The sequence below is a fragment of the Pseudomonas sp. HTZ2 genome (genome assembly GCF_033173945.1).
Classification (GTDB): domain Bacteria; phylum Pseudomonadota; class Gammaproteobacteria; order Pseudomonadales; family Pseudomonadaceae; genus Aquipseudomonas; species Aquipseudomonas guariconensis.
In genome coordinates this window covers 2,242,794-2,260,917 of sequence record NZ_CP137332.1, presented here as the reverse complement: position 1 = coordinate 2,260,917, position 18,124 = coordinate 2,242,794, and the positions used below count along the sequence as shown (strand labels likewise).

16 protein-coding genes, 1 rRNA gene and 1 pseudogene are annotated in these 18,124 nt (G+C 62.8%); 12 read left to right on the top strand and 6 right to left on the bottom strand.

Annotation, left to right across the window (positions count from 1 at the left end; all coding sequences use genetic code 11):
- Positions 1-69: 69 nt before the first annotated feature.
- The 3 genes from rrf to R6G97_RS10450 all read right to left on the bottom strand — a co-directional run bounded on the left by rrf (position 70) and on the right by R6G97_RS10450 (position 3,351).
- Positions 70-185, bottom strand: a 5S ribosomal RNA gene (rrf, locus tag R6G97_RS10460).
- A 256-nt stretch (positions 186-441) separates the two neighbouring features.
- Positions 442-1,935 carry a CoA-acylating methylmalonate-semialdehyde dehydrogenase gene (locus tag R6G97_RS10455; protein ID WP_043207811.1) on the bottom strand — a complete coding sequence of 498 codons (1,494 nt, stop codon included), beginning with the start codon at positions 1,933-1,935 and terminating at the stop codon, positions 442-444.
- Between the two features lie 69 nt (positions 1,936-2,004).
- Positions 2,005-3,351 (bottom strand): aspartate aminotransferase family protein, encoded by a 1,347-nt coding sequence (locus tag R6G97_RS10450; protein ID WP_070572644.1) that lies wholly within the window; start codon positions 3,349-3,351, stop codon positions 2,005-2,007.
- A 304-nt stretch (positions 3,352-3,655) separates the two neighbouring features.
- Here R6G97_RS10450 and R6G97_RS10445 point away from each other — a divergent pair, with 304 nt between their 5' ends.
- The 6 genes from R6G97_RS10445 (at position 3,656) to R6G97_RS10420 (ending at position 9,580) form a co-directional block, all read left to right on the top strand.
- Positions 3,656-4,570: a LysR family transcriptional regulator gene (locus tag R6G97_RS10445; protein ID WP_043207816.1), complete on the top strand. Its 915-nt coding sequence runs from the start codon at positions 3,656-3,658 to the stop codon at positions 4,568-4,570.
- An 89-nt stretch (positions 4,571-4,659) separates the two neighbouring features.
- The gene (locus R6G97_RS10440; RefSeq protein WP_043207817.1) at positions 4,660-5,322 is read left to right on the top strand and encodes a TetR/AcrR family transcriptional regulator; all 663 of its coding nucleotides are present in this window, start codon (positions 4,660-4,662) and stop codon (positions 5,320-5,322) included.
- Between the two features lie 9 nt (positions 5,323-5,331).
- Positions 5,332-5,919 (top strand): IMPACT family protein, encoded by a 588-nt coding sequence (locus tag R6G97_RS10435; protein WP_182942282.1) that lies wholly within the window; start codon positions 5,332-5,334, stop codon positions 5,917-5,919.
- A 389-nt stretch (positions 5,920-6,308) separates the two neighbouring features.
- Positions 6,309-6,995, top strand: a complete 687-nt coding sequence (locus tag R6G97_RS10430; RefSeq protein WP_043207820.1) for an SDR family oxidoreductase — start codon at positions 6,309-6,311, stop codon at positions 6,993-6,995.
- Positions 6,996-7,113: 118 nt separating this feature from the next.
- Positions 7,114-8,469, top strand: coding sequence for an 8-oxoguanine deaminase (locus tag R6G97_RS10425; RefSeq protein WP_043207822.1), 1,356 nt, complete (start codon positions 7,114-7,116; stop codon positions 8,467-8,469).
- A 160-nt stretch (positions 8,470-8,629) separates the two neighbouring features.
- The gene (locus tag R6G97_RS10420) at positions 8,630-9,580 is read left to right on the top strand and encodes an adenosine deaminase (RefSeq protein ID WP_102081251.1); all 951 of its coding nucleotides are present in this window, start codon (positions 8,630-8,632) and stop codon (positions 9,578-9,580) included.
- A gap of 34 nt (positions 9,581-9,614) precedes the next feature.
- On the opposite strand, the gene R6G97_RS10415 is transcribed toward R6G97_RS10420, so the two are convergent.
- Positions 9,615-10,328, bottom strand: coding sequence for an ArsR/SmtB family transcription factor (locus R6G97_RS10415; protein WP_043207826.1), 714 nt, complete (start codon positions 10,326-10,328; stop codon positions 9,615-9,617).
- Positions 10,329-10,914: 586 nt separating this feature from the next.
- Between R6G97_RS10415 and R6G97_RS10410 the strand changes: the two genes are divergently transcribed.
- Positions 10,915-11,112 (top strand): hypothetical protein, encoded by a 198-nt coding sequence (locus R6G97_RS10410; protein ID WP_080642059.1) that lies wholly within the window; start codon positions 10,915-10,917, stop codon positions 11,110-11,112.
- On the opposite strand, the gene R6G97_RS10405 is transcribed toward R6G97_RS10410, so the two are convergent.
- Together R6G97_RS10405 and R6G97_RS10400 are read right to left on the bottom strand one after the other, a co-directional pair.
- Positions 11,063-12,244, bottom strand: a complete 1,182-nt coding sequence (locus R6G97_RS10405) for a multidrug effflux MFS transporter (RefSeq protein WP_317848069.1) — start codon at positions 12,242-12,244, stop codon at positions 11,063-11,065. The two genes, R6G97_RS10410 and R6G97_RS10405, sit on opposite strands and share 50 nt — an antisense overlap.
- Positions 12,245-12,349: 105 nt before the next feature.
- Complete coding sequence (locus tag R6G97_RS10400) at positions 12,350-12,547, bottom strand: heavy-metal-associated domain-containing protein (RefSeq protein WP_070572655.1); 198 nt, start codon at positions 12,545-12,547, stop codon at positions 12,350-12,352.
- Positions 12,548-12,691: 144 nt separating this feature from the next.
- On the opposite strand from R6G97_RS10400, the gene R6G97_RS10395 reads away from it, so the two are divergent.
- The 5 genes and pseudogenes from R6G97_RS10395 to R6G97_RS24955 all read left to right on the top strand — a co-directional run bounded on the left by R6G97_RS10395 (position 12,692) and on the right by R6G97_RS24955 (position 18,054).
- Positions 12,692-13,078 carry a hypothetical protein gene (locus R6G97_RS10395; RefSeq protein ID WP_043207833.1) on the top strand — a complete coding sequence of 129 codons (387 nt, stop codon included), beginning with the start codon at positions 12,692-12,694 and terminating at the stop codon, positions 13,076-13,078.
- A 52-nt stretch (positions 13,079-13,130) separates the two neighbouring features.
- The gene (locus R6G97_RS10390) at positions 13,131-15,530 is read left to right on the top strand and encodes a heavy metal translocating P-type ATPase (RefSeq protein WP_090343080.1); all 2,400 of its coding nucleotides are present in this window, start codon (positions 13,131-13,133) and stop codon (positions 15,528-15,530) included.
- Positions 15,527-15,931, top strand: a complete 405-nt coding sequence (gene cueR / locus R6G97_RS10385) for a Cu(I)-responsive transcriptional regulator (protein ID WP_043207839.1) — start codon at positions 15,527-15,529, stop codon at positions 15,929-15,931. The genes R6G97_RS10390 and cueR overlap by 4 nt, the downstream gene beginning before the upstream one ends.
- Before the next feature lie 119 nt (positions 15,932-16,050).
- A pseudogene (locus R6G97_RS24960) lies at positions 16,051-17,196 on the top strand (cache domain-containing sensor histidine kinase); the annotation flags it as partial.
- 90 nt (positions 17,197-17,286) lie between these two features.
- Entirely contained in the window at positions 17,287-18,054 is a 768-nt protein-coding gene (locus tag R6G97_RS24955; RefSeq protein WP_372240773.1) for a methyl-accepting chemotaxis protein, read from the top strand.
- Positions 18,055-18,124: the final 70 nt, after the last annotated feature.

Below are 18,124 nucleotides of genomic sequence, written 5' to 3'. Positions count from 1 at the left end.
ATTTCTGGTCTCTCTACTTAAAGACAAAACCCCTACCTGCTCACGCAGATAGGGGTTTTGCGAAATGAATCTTGACGATGACCTACTCTCACATGGGGAAGCCCCACACTACCATCGGCGATGCATCGTTTCACTACTGAGTTCGGGATGGGATCAGGTGGTTCCAATGCTCTATGGTCGTCAAGAAATTCTGTTGCCAGACTGTCTTATGACACTCCAGCCAATTCGGATATGTGATCGTTGTGGTTGCGAACTTTCGGTTCCGTTCAACTCGTTGATTATCAAGGAGTTTTGCGTTTCGACTGCGTCGGAAGTGGGGCGCATTATAAGGGGATTCGAAACCCCGTCAACACTTATTTTCAAAAAACCTTAATCCGGCTGAAAAGCAAAACGGGGTGGCCTGGCGGCCTCCCCGTTTTGCTTTTGGGCTTGCTCTATCTCTTACAGGCTTGGGAACGCGAACTGCGAAGCCTCATGGCTGGCACGCTGTGGCCAACGCTGGGTGATAGCCTTGCGACGGGTATAGAAGCGCACACCATCCGGGCCATAAGCATGCAGATCGCCGAACAGCGAACGCTTCCAGCCACCGAAGCTATGGTAGGCAACCGGTACCGGCAACGGCACGTTCACCCCTACCATGCCGACTTCGATCTCGTCGCAGAACAGGCGCGCCGCTTCACCGTCACGGGTGAAGATGCAGGTGCCGTTGCCATATTCATGCTCGTTGATCAGTTGCATGGCCTCTTCGAGGCTCTTCACACGTACCACGCACAGCACAGGGCCGAAGATCTCTTCTTTATAGATGCGCATTTCTGGCGTGACGTGGTCGAACAGGGTGCCGCCCACGAAATAGCCATCCTCATGGCCGGTCACGCGCAGACCACGCCCATCGACGACCAACTTGGCACCAGCCGCCACACCGTCATCGATGTAGCCAACCACTTTGTCACGGGCAGCCGCGGTCACCAGCGGGCCCATGTCCAGGCCACAGGAGGTACCGGCGCCGATCTTCAGCGCCTTGATCTGCGGCTCCAGCTTGGCGATCAGCGCATCGGCGACCTGGTCGCCCACGCACACGGCAACCGAGATGGCCATGCAGCGCTCGCCGCAAGAACCATAAGCCGCCCCCATCAGCGCACTGACGGCGTTGTCCAGGTCGGCGTCGGGCATCAGTACCGCGTGGTTCTTGGCGCCGCCCAGAGCCTGGACACGCTTGCCGCGCTTGGTGCCTTCGGCATAGATGTATTCGGCGATCGGCGTCGAACCGACGAAGCTCAAGGCCTTGACCTCTGGCGCTTCAATCAATGCGTCGACCGCTTCCTTGTCGCCATGGACGACATTCAGGATGCCTTTGGGCAGGCCGGCCTCATGCAGCAATTGGGCGATGAACAGGGTCGAGCTCGGGTCACGCTCGGACGGTTTGAGGATGAAGGCGTTGCCACAGACGATGGCCAGCGGGTACATCCACAGCGGCACCATGGCCGGGAAGTTGAACGGGGTGATACCGGCAACGATGCCCAGCGGCTGGAAGTCGGACCATGCGTCGATGTTCGGACCTACGTTGCGGCTGTATTCGCCCTTGAGCAGCTCGGGTGCGGCGCAGGCGAACTCGACGTTCTCGATACCGCGCTTGAGCTCACCCGCAGCGTCTTCCAGGGTCTTGCCGTGCTCTTCGCTGATCAATTGCGAGATACGTGCTTCGTTCTGCTCCAGCAGTTGCTTGAAGCGAAACATCACTTGGGCACGCTTGGCCGGCGGCATATTGCGCCAGGCCGGGAAGGCTGCCTTGGCTGCGTCGATGGCTTCTTGAATGGTTGCGCGGCTGGCCAGTTCGACCTTGCGGGAACTCTCGCCGGTGGACGGGTTGAAGACATCGGCGGTGCGCTCACCCTTGGAAACCAGCTCGCCGTTGATCAGGTGCTGAACGATGCTCATGCAAAACTCCAGATAAAGAAGGTTGATGCAGGCGCATGAACATGCGCCTGCCGTCAGAGTCGGAAGAAATCAGTCGATCTGGTTCAGGGCTTCGCCCACCGCGTCGAACAGGCGATCCAGTTCCTGCGGCTGGGTGTTGAAGGTTGGGCCGAACTGCAGCGTGTCGCCGCCGAAGCGGACATAGAAGCCTGCTTTCCACAGTTTCATTGCAGCCTCGTACGGACGCACGATGGCATCGCCGTCACGGGCGGCGATCTGGATGGCGCCGGCCAGTCCATAGTTGCGGATGTCGACGACGTTCTTGGTGCCCTTGATACCGTGCAGCACTTTCTCGAAGTGCGGCGCCAGCTCGGCTGCGGATTGCACCAGGTTTTCCTTCTGCAGCAAGTCCAGCGCAGCGATACCGGCAGCGCAGGCCACAGGATGGGCCGAGTAGGTGTAGCCGTGAGGGAATTCCACGGCGTATTCCGGCGTCGGCTGGTTCATGAAGGTCTGGTAGATCTCGCTGCTGGCGATCACCGCGCCCATCGGGATGGCGCCGTTGGTGACCTGCTTGGCGATGCACATCAGGTCCGGGGTCACGCCGAACGCTTCGGAGCCGGTCATGGCGCCCATGCGACCGAAGCCGGTGATCACTTCATCGAAAATCAAAAGAATGTTGTGCTGAGTGCAGATCTCGCGCAGACGCTTGAGATAGCCCTTCGGTGGCGGCAGAACGCCAGCCGAGCCAGCCAACGGTTCGACGATCACGGCGGCAATGTTCGAGGCATCGTGCAGCTCGATCAGCTTGAGCATCTCGTCCGCCAGGGCGATACCGCCCTCTTCCGGCATGCCTTTAGTGAAGGCGTTGCCCGGCAGCACGGTATGAGGCAGGTGGTCGACATCCAGCAATTGGCCGAACAGCTTGCGGTTGCCGTTCACGCCACCGAGGCTGGTACCGGCAATGTTCACGCCGTGATAGCCACGGGCACGGCCGATGATCTTGGTCTTGGTCGCCTGGCCTTTCAGGCGCCAGTAGGCACGCACCATCTTCAGCGCGGTGTCGCAGCACTCGGAACCGGAGTTGGTGAAGAAGACGTGGTTCAGATCGCCCGGGGTCAGCTCAGTGATTTTCTCCGCCAGCTGGAATGCCAGCGGGTGGCCGAACTGGAAGGCTGGCGAATAGTCCAGCACGCCCATCTGGCGCGAAACGGCCTCGGTGATTTCCTTGCGGGTGTGCCCAGCGCCACAGGTCCACAGGCCAGACAGTGCATCGAACACCTTGCGGCCCTTGTCATCGACCAAGTGGTTGCCTTCGGCCGCCACGATCAGGCGTGGATCGCGCTGGAAGTTGCGGTTGGCGGTGTAGGGCATCCAGTGGGCGTCCAGCTTGAGCTGGCTTGCGATACCGGTGGTGGCGGTTGCGGGCATGTTCATCGGCGGTTCCTCGGAAGACGATTAGGCAACGATGGATGTTGTTGCAGCTAAGTTGTCACGGGACTAACGTAAGAAAAATGCCGCTTTTCTAATCTTTAGATTCATGCAGGCTAAACTTAAGCTCGACAAGATCAACACATACCAATAACCCGCTACTGATCAATTACTTGGTCGATACGCCGGTATCCGTCCGTCAGGGGCCTGGGCAGGCAGATATGCAATGAACGGTTGCAGCTCGCCGACTGATTTATGCACAGGGTTTGGTTAAGGTTGCGCCCCTGACTCACTCCATTGAAGGCTTCCCGTGAAACGCCCACAGCCCCTTGCCCAAGTCAGCGACTTCGATATCCGCCTGCTGAAGATCTACCGCAGCGTCGTGGAATGCGGAGGTTTTTCCGCCGCCGAGAACGTTCTTGGCATCGGCCGCTCGGCGATCAGCCAGCAGATGAACGACCTGGAGCAGCGCCTGGGCCTGCGTCTGTGCCAACGGGGCCGCGCCGGTTTCTCACTGACCGAGGAAGGCCGGGAGGTTTATCACTCGGCCCTGCAACTGCTCAGCGCCCTGGAAACCTTTCGCACCGAGGTCAACGGCCTGCACCAGCATCTGCGCGGCGAGCTGAACATCGGCCTGACCGACAACCTGGTGACTCTGCCGCACATGCGCATTACCCATGCCCTGGCAGAACTCAAGGACCGTGGCCCCGATGTACGCATCCAGATCCGCATGATCGCCCCCAGCCAGGTCGAGCAAGGCGTACTGGACGGCAGCCTGCATGTCGGCGTGGTGCCACAGACCAGCCCGCTTTCGGGTCTGGAGTACCAACCCTTGTACAGCGAACGCTCGCTGCTCTACTGTGCCGTCGGGCACCCGCTGTTCTACGCAGATGATCAGCAGATCGACGACGAACGCCTCAACAGCCAGGACGCCATCGCGCCGACCTTTCGCCTGCCAGCCGATATCCAGGCGCATTACCAGGCGCTGCACTGCACGGCGAGTGCATCGGACCGCGAAGGCATGGCGTTTCTTATCCTCACCGGGCGTTACATCGGCTATCTGCCTGACCACTACGCGATGTTCTGGGTTCAGCAGGGGCGCCTGCGTGCACTCAAGCCCCTCGAGCGCTTCTATGACCTGAGCCTTAGCTGGGTCACACGCAAGGGGCGGCGTCCAAACCTTGTGCTCGAAAGCTTCCTGGAAAGCCTGGCTGCGACACGTTGATGCCTGACTCTGCCGCTAATGCTTGTCAGGTGCTCAGAGGAAGGTAATCTGTCCGGCAGCCGTTGCCACAGACTCGTACGGAATCGTCCATGACCCTTGAAGTTCCCGCGCATCGTCCGCCCCTCTCGGGCAAACCCGCAGGCCGCATTCGCCAGAAGAACGAGCAGGCCATCATCCAGGCCGCCGAAGACGAGTTCGCCCGCCATGGTTTCAAGGGCACCAGCATGAACACCATCGCCCAGAAGGCCGGCCTGCCCAAAGCGAACCTGCATTACTACTTCACCAACAAGCTTGGCCTGTACATCGCCGTGCTGAGCAATATCATCGAGCTGTGGGACAGCACCTTCAACGCCTTGAGCGTCGAGGACGACCCTGCCCAAGCGCTGAGCCACTACATCCGCACGAAGATGGAGTTTTCCCGGCGCAACCCGCAGGCCTCGCGGATCTTCGCCATGGAAGTCATCAGTGGCGGAAACTGCCTGAGCGAGTATTTCAGCGCCGATTACCGCGAATGGTTCCGCGGCCGTGCCGCGGTGTTCCAGGCCTGGATGGATGCTGGCAAGATGGACCGCGTCGACCCGGTCCACCTGATATTTCTGCTCTGGGGCAGCACCCAGCACTACGCCGACTTCGCGACCCAGATCTGCCAGGTCACCGGGCGCAGTCGCCTGACCAAACAGGACATGGAAGACGCCAGCAACAACCTTATCCACATCATTCTCAAAGGCTGCGGCATCACCCCCACAGCCTGACCCGGACTTATGCCTTCTACCCTGCTTGACCTCTGCGAGTTCCGCGAGGAAATCCGCAAGAGCCGCTTCATCACCCTTGCCGGCCCGATCACCAGTGCCGCCGAGGCGATGAGCTTCATCGAACGCCATAGCGACCTGGCAGCGACCCATAACTGCTGGGCCTGGAAGCTCGGAGCCCAGTACCGCAGCAGCGACGACGGTGAACCCGGTGGCACTGCAGGTCGGCCGATCCTGGCCGCCATCGAGGCGCAGGACTGCGACCAGGTCGTGGTGCTGGTGATCCGCTGGTATGGCGGCATCCAGCTGGGCACCGGCGGCTTGGCCCGGGCCTACGGGGGTGGGGCCAATAAATGCCTGCAACAGGCGCCCAAGCGGTTGCTTGTCCAACGCAGCGAGTACCACTGCAGTTGTACCTTCAGTGAACTGGCGCTACTCAAGCTGCGTCTGGCGGAAGTCGACGGTCTGGTATTGGACGAACAGTTCACTGCCAACGGCGTGGACCTACAGGTTGCGGTTGGCGAGGCGCATCTACAGACACTGCAACAACAGTTGGCGGGTCTGAGCCGCGGACGCATTCGCCTGGCGCCCTGTGAGTAACCCAAGCACTGCGGTTGCTCACAACTACTGTGGGTCCGCCTGTGGATAAGCTTGGGGCATTTGATTACAGCCCTTTCACCACAAGGCCTGCAGGGCATTGATCATATTTTGATCACATTTTCATGACAGCGTCGCAAGCACCTGAATAACAGCAAGTTATCCCCAATTCAGCGATCCCTTTCCCTGATTGAAGCACCCGCAATCACGTGCTGCCTTGCTCACAGATAATGTGGAGGGGATTGTGGATAACCCGTGCATCCCTGGGGCAAACGCCCGGATTCACGGGCCTTCTATCGAATGGTCATTTTTTGTTCAAGTCACGACCGGGCAGCATTCGGTTCGCTGAATTATCCTCAATACCCCGACTTTCAAAGATCAAGGAGCCCCTCATGTCCACTACCAGAACCGCCCTGATCATCGGCGCCTCCCGCGGGCTGGGCCTGGGCCTGGTGCAACGTCTGCACGAGGACGGCTGGAACATCATCGCCACCGTACGCGACCCGCAAAAGGCCGAGGCCCTGCGCGCCGTGCCTGGCGTGCGCATCGAGACCCTGGAAATGAACGACACCGCCCAGCTCGATGCTCTGCGTCAACGCCTGCAGGGTGAAGTACTGGATCTGCTGTTCATCAACGCCGGGGTCATGGGCCCACTGCCGCAAGACCTGGAAACAGTAGGCACCGCCGCGCTGGGCGAGCTGTTCATGACCAATGCCGTGGCACCGATTCGCGTCGCCCGTCGCCTGGCCGGCCAGGTACGGGAGGGCACTGGCGTGCTGGCCTTCATGAGCTCAATCCTGGGCAGCGTGACCATTCCCGATGGTGGCGAGATCTGCCTGTACAAGGCCAGCAAGGCTGCACTCAATTCGATGATCAACAGCTTCGTGGTCGAGTTGCAGCGTCCGGACCTGTGCGTTCTGGCCATGCACCCGGGCTGGGTGAAGACCGAAATGGGCGGCGAGAATGCCGAAATCGATGTGCTCACCAGTACCCGTGGCATGCTCGATCAGGTCAAGGCGCAAAGCGGCAATGCAGGGCTGCGCTTTATCAATTACAAAGGTGAAGCGCTCGTCTGGTGAATTGAAAGCCGTGTGGCGAGGCAGTAGACTGCGAGCCTCGCCCACGGCGAACCTGGATCAGCAGACAGGGCAACACTGAGCTGGCTAACCTGAACCCACTTTCAGAGGAGCCGGCACCATGCCTGCGACCCGTACCTGGTTGAAATCCCCCCTTGCCATCTTCACTGCCAACGGCACCGACGCCCGTGGCGGCCTGGTCATCGAAGATGGCCGCATCACCGAACTGCTCGCCCTTGGCGAAACACCCAGCAAGCCCTGCGACCAGACCTTCGACGCCCGTGAGCACGTAGTGCTGCCAGGCCTGATCAACACCCATCATCACTTCTACCAGACCCTCACCCGCGCCTGGGGACCGGTGGTCAACCAGCCGCTGTTTCCCTGGCTGAAAACCCTCTACCCGGTCTGGGCACGCCTCACCCCAGCCAAGCTGGAGCTGGCCAGCCAGGTCGCCCTGGCGGAGCTGCTGCTGTCCGGCTGCACCACCGCCGCCGACCATCACTACCTGTTCCCACAGGGCCTGGACAACGCCATCGACGTCCAAGTCGAAGCCGTGCGCAAGCTGGGCATGCGCGCCATGCTGACCCGCGGCTCCATGAGCCTGGGAGAGGCCGACGGTGGCCTGCCGCCACAGCAGACCGTGCAACAGGGCGAAGTGATCCTGGCCGACAGCCAACGACTTATCCACAGCTACCACGAGCGCGGCGATGGCGCACGCATCCAGATCGCGCTGGCACCCTGTTCGCCCTTCTCGGTGACCCCCGAGATCATGCGCGCCAGCGCTGCCCTGGCCGACGAGCTGGACGTGCGCCTGCACACCCACCTGGCCGAAACCCTCGATGAAGAGGACTTCTGCCTGCAGCGCTTCGGCCTGCGTACCGTCGATTACCTGGACAGCGTTGGCTGGCTCGGCCCGCGCACTTGGCTCGCCCATGGCATTCACTTCAACAACGAGGAAATTGCCCGCCTGGGCGAGGCCGGCACCGGCATCTGCCATTGCCCGAGCTCGAACATGCGCCTGGCTTCCGGCATCTGCCCGACCGTGGAACTGGAAGCCGCCGGCGCACCGGTTGGCCTCGGCGTCGACGGTTCGGCCTCCAACGATGCTTCGAACATGATCCTCGAAGCCCGTCAGGCCCTGTACCTGCAGCGCCTGCGCTATGGCGCCGAGCAGATCACCCCCGAGCGAGCCCTGGGCTGGGCGACCCGAGGCTCGGCACGTCTGCTGGGACGTAGCGACATTGGCGAGCTGGCCGTCGGCAAGCAGGCAGATCTGGCGCTGTTCAAGCTCGACGAGCTGCGCTTCTCCGGTAGCCACGATCCACTCTCGGCGCTGCTGCTGTGTGGTGCCGACCGCGCCGACCGGGTCATGGTCGCAGGCCAATGGCGCGTCATCGACGGGCAGATCGAGGGTCTGGATGTACAAGGCCTGATTGCTGACCACCGCCAAGCTGCCGCCCAGCTGATCGCCGGCTGATCCTGCACGGAGGCAGAAGCCCTCAGCCTCGTCATGACACAAGGCAGCCCCACGGGCCCACACGGGATCCTTGGGGCGGCCTTGTGTCATGAGCGGGCTGCGCAGTTGCCGCGCACGCCCTGTAGAATGGCGCGAACCGTACCTGATCGAGACTACACCTATGTATGACTGGCTCAACGCCTTGCCCAAGGCCGAACTGCACATGCACCTGGAGGGCTCGCTGGAGCCGGAACTGCTGTTCGCCCTGGCCGAACGCAACAGGATCGCCCTGCCCTGGGCCGATGTGGAAACCCTGCGCAGCGCCTATGCCTTCAACAACCTGCAGGAATTTCTCGACCTTTATTACCAAGGTGCCGATGTACTGCGAACCGAGCAGGACTTCTACGACCTGACCTGGGCCTACCTGCAACGTTGCAAAGCCCAGAACGTGGTGCATACCGAACCCTTTTTCGACCCGCAGACCCACACCGATCGGGGCATCCCCTTCGAAGTGGTGCTCAATGGCATCAGCCAGGCCCTCAAGGATGGCCGCGAACAGCTGGGCATCGGCAGCGGCCTGATCCTGAGCTTCCTGCGCCACCTCAGCGAAGAGCAAGCACAACAGACCCTCGACCAGGCGCTGCCCTGGCGTGATGCTTTCATCGCCGTGGGCCTGGACAGTTCGGAAAAAGGCCATCCGCCGAGCAAGTTCCAGCGCGTCTTCGACCGCGCCCGCAGCGAAGGCTTCCTGACCGTCGCCCATGCCGGTGAGGAAGGCCCGCCCGAGTACATCTGGGAAGCCCTCGACCTGCTGAAGGTCCAACGCATCGATCATGGTGTACGCGCCATCGAAGACGAACGGCTGATGCAGCGCATCATCGACGAGCAGATCCCGCTGACAGTGTGCCCGCTGTCGAATACCAAGTTATGTGTGTTCGAGCACATGGGTCAGCACAACATTCTCGACATGCTCGAGCGTGGCGTGAAGGTGACAGTGAACTCCGATGATCCGGCCTACTTTGGTGGCTATATCACCGAGAACTTCCATGCCTTGCACACCCACCTGGGCATGACCCAGGATCAAGCCCGACGCCTGGCGCAAAACAGCCTGGACGCCCGCCTGGTTCGATAGCTTGCCCCTATGGCTGGCCCGCCCGGGCTAGCCCCTAGCCAACCTGCAAGGCTGGCATGCGGGCGATACGGTTGATCTGCTGGACGCCCAGTGGAGAGATCTGCAACGCCCGCGAGCCTTCCTGTTCGCACAGCCAACCCGATTGCAGGAACAGCCTGAACAAAGCGTGGCCCAGGCTGCCTCCCAGGTGCGGCCCCTGATCGCTCCATTCATTGCAGTGACAAATCATGCAGCCGTTCTTCTGACCGGATGCCAACGCCTCGGTGTAGACCCCGACAGCGGCCAATTGGGCCCGGCCTTCGAGGCTGACCCTCGGCTGCTGCTGGGTGCCTTCCAGCCACCCGGCTACGATCAGCCGATGCAGCAGATCGGCCGCCAGCTCTCCCCCGAGATGGTCGCCACAGCGGCGCGCCCGACGCATGGACATGGGCACCTGCAAAGGTGTGGCTTGTGTGTTTCCTTGCCCGCGGCTTTCGAGATGCACGCTGGCCAAGGCTTCCACCGCCGCTCCCACCTGCGGCGTGGCGAGACGGAAATACCGCTTGCGGCCACGTGACTCCAGCCTGAGCAGGCCCGCCGACGACAACAGCGACAGGTGCGCACAGGCGGACGACGAGGTCAGGCCGGTCATCAGGGCCAACTCATCGGCAGGGCGAGGGACCCCGTCGATCAATGCCCATAACATGGCGCTGCGCTTGGGGTCGGCCATCAGGCCGGCGATCTGGGCGATACTGCTGACTGCTTTCATTTCCAACTCCCTGCATGATCACGTCGGTTCCTATCGGCCAACCGCCAGCGTGGCGCCTCTGCCGGAACTGGCAAGAACGGATACGCCGGAGCCCGCAAACGACGCAAGGCGCTCCGGTCGCGCTCGAATCGACGCAGTCTCTTGCCGTTCCCTGGCAGGGAAATCTCTCTCGCTGGTACTGGCCGGGCTAGCCAGTATAAGTCGCTACAGGCCTTGCGCCTGCGCCGGCAGCCGGCGTCCACAGAGCAGAACAGCATTGGGGGGTATCACCCTCGGCCAGGCTTGCGGCGTTGCGCCAGGCTTCGGCCAGAGCGCCATGTAACCGGTGGCCCCATGACAGCGAGCACGCGGTCCCACAGAGGCCGACAGTCTCAGCTCAATGCAGGAAACAATACCGACGCAAACCTTCCTCATGTACGGCAGGCCAAAGCGAAGCTTCCACATGCTACTGAACATTGCCCGAACCGACCGGGCGTCCCCCCGACCAGAGGCACGACCGTCAGTCCGAAGGCCTGCACCAAGCCATGGCACCCGCAAGTGGCAGCGCTAAACTGCTTCGGCTCCCGCCCATTGGAGGTATGCCGCGATGAAGATTGTCGTCAGTGCTTCGAACCGCAACCCCAACTGCCCGTGGCAAGTCCGGCTCGATCAGCATGTGGTGAGTTTCCGCAGCGAAGCCGAAGCTCGCTCGTTCGTTGCCACGCTGGAAAGTCGCCTGCAGGCGCCTCACCCCCTCATGCGGGACGCCTGGCCTGCAAGCGCCGAGTCAACATCGCGACACTGACGACCAGCACGCCACACAAGCTGATCACCAAGGCCATGGGCACCGCACTGCCATCGTGCAGCACGCCCACCAGCGCTGCCGCGCCGGCAGCGACGCTGAACTGCGCGCAGCCCATCAAGGCCGAGGCACTACCGGCCCTGGCGCCTTGACCGCTCATGGCGCACGCCGATGCGTTGGGGATGATGCAGCCCAGGCTTGCGATGCACAGGAACAACGGCACCAGCAGTGGCCACAACGACTCCGGCCGCAACGCCGCGACGCACAGCAGTGCCAAGCCCGCCAGCAGGTACAACCACACCGCCCGCGCCAACAGGAATGCCGGGCCGCGCTTGGCCAGCAGACGCGCATTGACCTGGGCCATGAGGATGAAGCCTGCGGCATTGGTGCCGAACAGCCAGCCATAGTGCTCGGCGGGAACGCCATACAGCTTGATGAACACGAAGGGGGAGCCGGCGATGTAGGCGAACATACCGGCAATGGCGATTCCACCGGTCAGAGCGTGCCCCAGGAACACCCGATCACCGATCAAACGCAGGTACTGGCGCAAGGCACCGGACAGCGGTTGGCGAGGCATGTCCGGCGGCAGGCTTTCCGGCAGCCCCAGGCTCACCGCGAGCAGACAAGCCGCACTGAACAGGCTCAAGGCCAGGAAAATCGACTGCCAGCCCGACACATTGACCAGCACCCCGCCTAGCATCGGTGCCAGGATCGGCGCCAGCCCCATCACCAGCATCAACTGCGAGAACACCTTGGCCGAGGCCACCGGGTCGCACTTGTCGCTGACAATGGCCCGCGACAGTACCATCCCCGCGCAACCGCCCAGGGCCTGGACGAAACGCGCCAGCACCAGCGTCTGGAGGTTCGGTGCATAGGCACAAGCCAGGGAAGCCAGGGTGAACAGAGTGATGCCGAACAGCAGCGGCGTACGTCGGCCGAAGCGATCGGCCACCGGGCCATAGGCCAACTGGCCGAGCGACAGGCCGAGGAAGTAGGCCGCCAGTGTGGTCTGGACGTGCTTTTCGTCGGTGCCGAAGGCTTGCGCCATGGCGGGGAAAGCGGGCAGGTAGAAGTCGATCGCCAGGGGCCCGAACGCACTGAGGGCGCCCAGGATCAACACTATTCGCAGGTTCATCGGGAATCCATAGCTGGCTAAGCAAGTGCGTCAGTCTACCTGCACTGGGCCCGATCAGCTTGAAAACCTTTGTAATAAATGGGGGCGCCATGCACCCCCGGACGATCAGGCTTGCTCAGCCTGGTAACCTTCCTCACGAATCGCCGCCAGGATCTGCTCGGCAGCCAACTGGCTCTGTACGCGCACTTGCTGGCTCGGCAGATCGACCTGCACCTGGGCAGCCGCATCCTGTGCCTGCACCGCTCGGGTTACCGCCTTCACGCAATGGCCGCAGGTCATGCCTTGAACATTGAACACTTGCATCGGGTGTCTCCTTCAGGGGTTTTTCGCAGTCTCGTCCTTACCATCATGGCAAGGTCAAGTATTGCGTTGACCGGCCGGGCTGGAAATCCGCGCGCGGCTCGGCCAAGCTGCGCCTTTGACGATTTGGCAAGCAGGAGATTCTTCATGTTCAGGGCAGCATTGGGCCTGGTTGGATTGCTGGGCACACTGGCCGCGGTGCCGCCAGCCAGCGCCGAAGGCAACTCGGACTACAGCGTGCTGATCATTTCCCGGGAACGCCTGGAAGTGGCCACCAGTTGCGAGATCGGCATCTACCTCAACGACCAGCTCTCCGGGCGCCTGTTCCAGGAGCAGTCCACCTCCTTCAATTTGCCACCCGGCCCGGTGGACGTCCGCCTGCGCCTGTTGCCAGGACAGGTGCCCGGCTGCGCGCCCGGTATCGAAGACCAACGCAGCACACGCCTGAGCCTACAGGCCGGACAGATCAGCAAATACCGCATCGCCATGGGTGCCAATGGGCTGCAGTTGAAGAGGGCCGGCTTGGGGTATTGACCTTCCCCGTGTGGCAAGGTTGATGCTGAAGGCCTGTCCAAGGAGGAGAGCCATGTCCGCATCCACCACGTTCGACCTGCCGATCTCCGGCATGACCTGCGCCAGCTGTGCTGGCCGGGTAGAGCGCGCACTGCGCAAGGTCACCGGCGCTGAACAGGTCAGCGTCAATCTCGCCACCGAACAGGCCAGGGTCCAGGCCCCGGCCGACAGCCTTCCCGCCCTCGTCGACGCAGTTCGAGAGGCCGGTTATGGCGTTCCCACCCGCACTCTCGAACTGCAGATCGTCGGCATGACCTGCGCCAGTTGCGTGGGCCGGGTCGAACGCGCCCTCGCCAAAGTGCCGGGGGTCGAGCAGGTCAACGTCAACCTAGCCAGCGAACGCGCCCACCTCGAAGTCCTCCAGGGGCTCGACGACACCCTACTGATCGATGCCGTGCAAAAGGCAGGCTATAGCGCCAGCCTGCCCCAGGCCGCACGTGACGACCAGGCCGACGCCCAGCGTCGCCTACGCAACGAGCGCCTGGCCGTCGGTGCCGCACTGTTGCTGGCGCTGCCCTTGGTACTGCCCATGATTGTGCAACCCTTCGGTCTGCACTGGATGCTCCCGGCCTGGGTGCAGTTTCTGCTGGCCACGCCTGTCCAGTTCATCCTCGGCGCGCGCTTCTATGTGGCTGCCTGGAAAGCCGTGCGCGCTGGTGCCGGCAACATGGACCTGCTGGTGGCCCTGGGTACCAGCGCGGGCTATGGCCTGAGCCTGTACCAGTGGGCCCAGGCCCCGTCAGGCATGCAGCCGCACCTGTATTTCGAGGCCTCGGCGGTGGTGATCGCTCTGGTGTTGCTGGGTAAGTACCTGGAAAGCCGCGCCAAACGCCAGACTGCCAGCGCCATCCGAGCCCTGGAAGCCCTGCGCCCGGACCGGGCCGTGCGGGTGGTCGACGGCCGAGAGGAAGACGTGCCCATCAACCAGTTGCGCCTGGGTGATCTGGTGCTGGTCAAACCTGGCGAGCGATTCCCGGTCGACGGCGAGGTGCTCGAAGGTAGCAGCCATGCCGATGAAGCCCTGATCAGCGGCGAGAGCCTGCCGGTGCCCAAGCAGCCGGGCGACGCCGTCACCGGCGGCGCGATCAACGGCGAAGGCCGCCTGTTGATCCGTACCCAGGCGCTGGGCACCGAAACCGTGCTGGCCCGGATCATCCGTCTGGTCGAAGATGCCCAGGCGGCCAAAGCGCCGATCCAGAAGCTGGTGGATCGGGTCAGCCAGGTATTCGTTCCGGCGGTGCTGGTGATCGCCTTGATCACCTTGATTGGCTGGTGGCTGGCCGGTGCGCCGCTGGAAACCGCGCTGATCAATGCCGTCGCCGTGCTGGTCATCGCTTGCCCCTGTGCCCTGGGCCTGGCCACGCCTGCGGCGATCATGGCAGGCACCGGTGTCGCCGCCCGCCATGGCATCCTCATCAAGGATGCCGAGGCGCTGGAGCGCGCCCACGCGGTCAATCGCGTGGTGTTCGACAAGACCGGCACTCTGACCTCAGGAAGCCCTCGCGTGGTCCATAGCCAAGCCCTCCACGGCGACACCGGCGAACTGTTCCAGCTGGCCGGTGCCTTGCAACGCGGCAGCGAACATCCCTTGGCCAAGGCCGTGCTCGATGCCTGTGCCGAACAGGGCCTGGACGTGCCGCAAGTGGCCGACAGCCAATCGCTCACCGGCCGTGGCATCGCCGGGCGTGTCGGCGAGCGCGAACTGGCCCTGGGCAACCGCCGTCTGCTTGATGAAAGCACCCTGTCGCCTGGCGAACTCGCCACCCAGGCCCAAGCCTGGGAGGCCGAGGGCCGCACGCTGTCGTGGCTGATCGAACGCCAACCGCAACAGCGGGTGCTGGGCCTGTTCGCCTTCGGTGACAGCCTCAAGCCCGGTGCCGGACACGCTATCGAAGCCTTGCATGCGCAACACATCAGCAGCCACCTGCTGACCGGCGACAATCGGGGCAGCGCCAAGGTCGTGGCCGATGCTCTTGGGATCGATGATGTCCATGCCGAAGTGCTGCCCGCAGACAAAGCCGCCACCGTGGCCGCGCTCAAGCGCGACGGGGTGGTGGCGATGGTCGGCGATGGCATCAACGACGCTCCGGCCCTGGCGGCTGCCGACATCGGTATCGCCATGGGTGGCGGCACCGACGTGGCCATGCAAGCCGCCGGCATCACCCTCATGCGCGGCGATCCGCGCCTGGTGCCTGCGGCGCTGGAGATCAGCCGCAAGACCTACGCCAAGATCCGCCAGAACCTGTTCTGGGCTTTCATCTACAACCTGATCGGCATTCCACTGGCCGCGTTCGGCCTGCTCAACCCCGTGCTGGCCGGCGCCGCCATGGCCTTGTCGAGTGTCAGCGTGGTGAGCAACGCTCTGTGGCTCAAGACCTGGAAGCCCACCGACAACGCGCAGGAGCATCCATGAACATCGGCCAGGCCGCCCGCAGCAGCGGGCTCAGCACCAAGATGATCCGTTACTACGAGTCCATCGGCCTGCTCAAGCCGGCCGTGCGCAGCGACAGTGGCTATCGCCTGTACCAACAGGACGATCTGCACACCCTGGCGTTCATCAAGCGCTCGCGTGACCTGGGGTTTTCCCTGGAGGAGGTGGCCAAGCTGCTGACCCTCTGGCAGGACCGCCAGCGCGCCAGCGCAGACGTCAAAGCCCTGGCGATGCAACACATCGAGGCGCTGAACAAGCGGATCGAGGAACTGGTCAGTCTGCGTGACACGCTCAGCGACCTGGCTGCCCACTGTCAGGGCAATGACCGTCCGGACTGCCCGATCCTCAAGGACCTGGCCAACGGCAAGAGCTGCTGCGCCTGATCCTGCTCTGCAGGAGCGGCCCTAGGTCGCTGCTGCAGGCTGGGCGCAAATCATGACCGATCGGTCACAAAACACGATTTTGGCTAATAAATCTGGGCACTCCCCTACAAAAAAGCCGAATGCTGCCGATGTCTAAGACACCTGCCTCAGGTATCGATAAAAACAATCGGGGATCGTGGATGAACATCAAGCAAAAACTGACCTGGGCCTTCGCCATTATCGCGGGCCTGCCCATCGTCCTCGTGGCCACCTTGGTGGTGCTCAACCTGCGCAGTGAAGCCCGTGAAGACTTCCTCGGCAACAGCAGCCGGGAAATCCGCCAAGTCGGCAATGCGATGAACCTGTTCTTCCAGGGCATCGAGCAGAACGTGAACTACATTGCGGCACAACCGGTGGTCGCAGCGACCGGCAACAACCTGAACAAGTACCTGACCGCCAACCCGACCCGGGAGCTGGGCGAGCAGGACAAACAAGTCTTCGAGTTCATGACCCGCCTGGCCGAGGCCCATCCCAGCTATGCCTACATCTCCTACGGCGTGAGCGACGGCGGCTACGTCGGCTGGCCGAACGACGACACCTTCGCCAACTACGACCCCCGCCAGCGCCCCTGGTACCAGCTGGCCCTGGCCAACCCCGGCAAGACCTTGCGCACTGCACCTTACTACTGGGCATCCGGCGACGTGGTGCAGATCAGTGTGGTACGCGCGGTGGGCAACGCACTGGGCAGCCTGGGCGGCGTCGTGAGTATCGATGTGTCGCTCAATGGACTGACTGATCTGCTCAAGCAGATCAAGCTGGGCGAAACCGGCTACCTGATGTTGGTCGAGAAAAACGGCAACGTGATCGTCGACCCGCGCGACCCCAACCACAACTTCAAGCAACTGGACAGCTTCGGCGACGGCTATGCCACCCTGGCCAAGGCCGACAAGGGCCTGGTCGAAGTAGAGCTGGGCGGCGAACGCTACATGGCCAACATCTATCCCGACGCCCAGACGGGCTGGACCTTCATCGGCCTGATCCGCCACGACGAAGTCATGCAGACCACCACCCGCCTGACCTGGGTGATCGGCACCATCGCCCTGGTCCTGGCCTTGCTGTTCGCAGGTGTCGGCGCGGCCTTCGCCAAACTCATCGTGCGGCCGATCAATAGCGTCAGCAGCGGCCTGGAAGACATCGCCCAGGGCGAAGGCGACCTGACCCGCAGCCTGGAGATCCACGGCCGCGACGAAACCGCGCAACTGGCCAACTGGTTCAACCAGTTCCTCGGCGCCATCCGCAGTTTGATCCAGCACATCGGCGCCGCCGCCGGGCAGATCCTGCATACCTCCAGCAGCTCGACCCGCGTCTCCAGCGACATGAGCGAAGCGGCCAGCCGCCAACGCGAGTCGGTGGACATGGTTTCCACCGCCTTCCACGAAATGGTCGCCACCGCCAACGAAGTGGCCCGCTCCTGCAGCCAGGCCGCGCAGTCGGCCGACAGCGGCCAGCAGCAGGCCCGCGAAGGCCAGCAGCAGATCGACGCGGCGGTGCAAAGCGTGGACCGCCTGAGCCAGGAGATCGAGCAGTCGGCCCAGTCGATCCAGCAACTGGAACGCGACAGCAATGCCATCCAGTCGATTCTCGGCACCATCCGTTCGATCGCCGAACAGACCAACCTGCTGGCCCTGAACGCCGCCATCGAAGCCGCCCGCGCCGGCGAGCAAGGCCGTGGCTTTGCCGTGGTCGCCGACGAAGTCCGCGCCTTGGCTAAGCGCACCGCCGATTCCACTGCCGAGATCGACGGCCTGCTGGGCAACCTCGCCTCGCGCACCGCCGAGGTCGCAGAGCAGATGCACGCAAGCCTCGAGGTCTCGCAGCAGTCGGTCAGCCGCATTGGCCTGGCGCGTGACAGTTTCGGGCAGATCCGCGAGTCGGTGGACATCATTCGCGACATGAACACCCAGATCGCCACTGCCGCCGAAGAGCAACATCAGGTGGCCGAGGACATCAACCGCCACATCAGCCAGATCCACGGCGATGCACAGTTGGTGGCCGAGCTGGCCCAGGCCGCACGTCAGGACTCCGAGAGCCTGGCGGGGCTGTCCAATGAGCTGGATGCACTGGTGCGCAGGTTCCGTACCTGAGTCATGCCCTTAGCGGGTCAATCGGAGCAGCGGTTTCACCTCCGATTGCCCGCGAACGGGCCACGACCTG

Bases quoted from the DNA above. Each gene is read 5' to 3' on its own strand.
- R6G97_RS10455 (WP_043207811.1), bottom strand. From the start codon at position 1,935: ATGAGCATCGTTCAGCACCTGATCAACGGCGAGCTGGTTTCCAAGGGT.
- R6G97_RS10450 (WP_070572644.1), bottom strand. From the start codon at position 3,351: ATGAACATGCCCGCAACCGCCACCACCGGTATCGCAAGCCAGCTCAAG.
- R6G97_RS10440 (WP_043207817.1), top strand. From the start codon at position 4,660: ATGACCCTTGAAGTTCCCGCGCATCGTCCGCCCCTCTCGGGCAAACCC.
- R6G97_RS10435 (WP_182942282.1), top strand. From the start codon at position 5,332: ATGCCTTCTACCCTGCTTGACCTCTGCGAGTTCCGCGAGGAAATCCGC.
- R6G97_RS10430 (WP_043207820.1), top strand. From the start codon at position 6,309: ATGTCCACTACCAGAACCGCCCTGATCATCGGCGCCTCCCGCGGGCTG.
- R6G97_RS10425 (WP_043207822.1), top strand. From the start codon at position 7,114: ATGCCTGCGACCCGTACCTGGTTGAAATCCCCCCTTGCCATCTTCACT.
- R6G97_RS10420 (WP_102081251.1), top strand. From the start codon at position 8,630: ATGTATGACTGGCTCAACGCCTTGCCCAAGGCCGAACTGCACATGCAC.
- R6G97_RS10415 (WP_043207826.1), bottom strand. From the start codon at position 10,328: ATGAAAGCAGTCAGCAGTATCGCCCAGATCGCCGGCCTGATGGCCGAC.
- R6G97_RS10410 (WP_080642059.1), top strand. From the start codon at position 10,915: ATGAAGATTGTCGTCAGTGCTTCGAACCGCAACCCCAACTGCCCGTGG.
- R6G97_RS10405 (WP_317848069.1), bottom strand. From the start codon at position 12,244: ATGAACCTGCGAATAGTGTTGATCCTGGGCGCCCTCAGTGCGTTCGGG.
- R6G97_RS10400 (WP_070572655.1), bottom strand. From the start codon at position 12,547: ATGCAAGTGTTCAATGTTCAAGGCATGACCTGCGGCCATTGCGTGAAG.
- R6G97_RS10395 (WP_043207833.1), top strand. From the start codon at position 12,692: ATGTTCAGGGCAGCATTGGGCCTGGTTGGATTGCTGGGCACACTGGCC.
- R6G97_RS10390 (WP_090343080.1), top strand. From the start codon at position 13,131: ATGTCCGCATCCACCACGTTCGACCTGCCGATCTCCGGCATGACCTGC.
- cueR (WP_043207839.1), top strand. From the start codon at position 15,527: ATGAACATCGGCCAGGCCGCCCGCAGCAGCGGGCTCAGCACCAAGATG.
- R6G97_RS24955 (WP_372240773.1), top strand. From the start codon at position 17,287: ATGAGCGAAGCGGCCAGCCGCCAACGCGAGTCGGTGGACATGGTTTCC.